1 pseudogene is annotated in these 1569 nt (G+C 53.3%); it reads right to left on the bottom strand.

Features of this window, described 5'->3' with window-relative positions:
* Nucleotides 1-488: 488 nt before the first annotated feature.
* Nucleotides 489-1569, bottom strand: a pseudogene (locus JCM12259_RS16855) (hypothetical protein); the annotation flags it as partial.

Raw genomic sequence — 1569 nt, 5'->3', positions numbered from 1 at the left:
CCGCCTCGAGCGGGGTGAGCAACGGGTTGAGCTTCTCAACGTTGGCCGTTTTACACATGGCCAGCACGTGGCCGGCAAACTGGAAGTGCTCCATGTTTTGGAGATCACGTTTGTAAAAAGGTTTAATTTCCATGTTGTTGAGTTTATTTTGAAGATTTATACTAAAACCGGCGACCGTTTTGGCCGCCGGACTAAATTTTTGATCAAACCGGGGTACGGGAAAGGCCGCCGGACTAATTTTTTGATGAAACCGGGGTACGGTTTTGCTCGCCCAGCCAATTTTTGGTCAAATCGGGGTACGGGAAAGGCCGCCTGGCTAATTTTTTGATGAAATCGGTGGGCGTTTTTGCTCGCCCAGCCAATTTTTGGTCAAATCGGGGTACGGGAAAGGCTGCCCAGCCAATTTTTTGATGAAACCGGTGACCGTTTTTGCTCGCCCGATGCCGTTTTCTGCTTGGCGGGGCTCCCGCCGGTGCATTGTTGCCAACTTACTTGAACCACTGCGGCTCGACATAGAAGCCGCATTCTGGGTCGGTACCAGAAATAAAGTATATATTATTTTTTGTAAAATTGAAGCTTGCGGCCAACATAGTGTACGGAGTGGCCGGAGTAGGAGTATTGTTAGACGACCAGTAATCGCCAAAACCTGCATAGAATTTGTGCTGTCCAGGACCCCCAGGAAAATTCCCAAAGAATCCTGTAGTGGGCAGGAAGAAGTAGTCGGCCGTGGAGGCGAGAGTCGAGATGGACTTGATGGTAGAATTGTAAAAGCCATATTGGAGAACGGAAGGTTCTTCTACTGTATAGTATGTAGGGAAGCTTGTACATATCCTCGTTCTCCAGTCAGTCATCACATGTGTGCTTGGGTCAGGATAACCGTTCTTCATCGCTGTTAAGTTCGTGCTCTCGTCGTCGGCGATCTTCTGGGCTTTCTTGAACCACATGCCGCCTACATAGAGGTGTCCCAGCACCGACCACGGCTTTTGCCCGTCCCAATGGGGATTGCCTTTCATGGTGTACCAGATCATCTGGTTGCTGTTCGGACAATCCTTGCAGCTGTTCGAGGCGTTGATGGCTACGGTGGAGTTGGGCGCAGTATGGAACCATCGGTCGGGGTCGGCCGCCGCGCTCTGTGGGTAGTGACTGTCGGCGGGCACGCCGTCGTAGGTAGGCTGATACTGGTAGTAGCCGTACCACGCGTCATGCTGGGCGTCCCAGAGGTAGTATTTGTTCTCGTAGATGGGGATGCCGAGGTCTACGGTGATCTTCTTGTTCTTGCCGGGCGTGAAGGTTACGTTCGTGTAGTTGCGGGTAACGGTGGCGCTGTTGTGCGTGTCGGGGTCGTCGACCGTGTACTCCACTTTCAGTGTGGCGTAGGTGCCGGGGGCCACAACCATCGTGGCGGCGTTCTTCGCGATGTCGACGGCTTTGGGTACGCCGAATTTCATCGTGCTCAAATCTAACTCGATCGTCTGGTTGGCAGGCGCTGCCGTCGGGCGCGAGGCGAGCTTGAGGCCGCTGTCGTCGAAATCGAACGTGCCCGCGATGGCCTGATTGGCCGTTATCTTG

The organism is Hoylesella enoeca JCM 12259 (genome assembly GCF_000613405.1).
Lineage (GTDB): Bacteria > Bacteroidota > Bacteroidia > Bacteroidales > Bacteroidaceae > Prevotella > Prevotella enoeca.
Note: the sequence above shows the minus strand (reverse complement) of the source record. Positions and strands in the feature narration are given on the sequence as shown.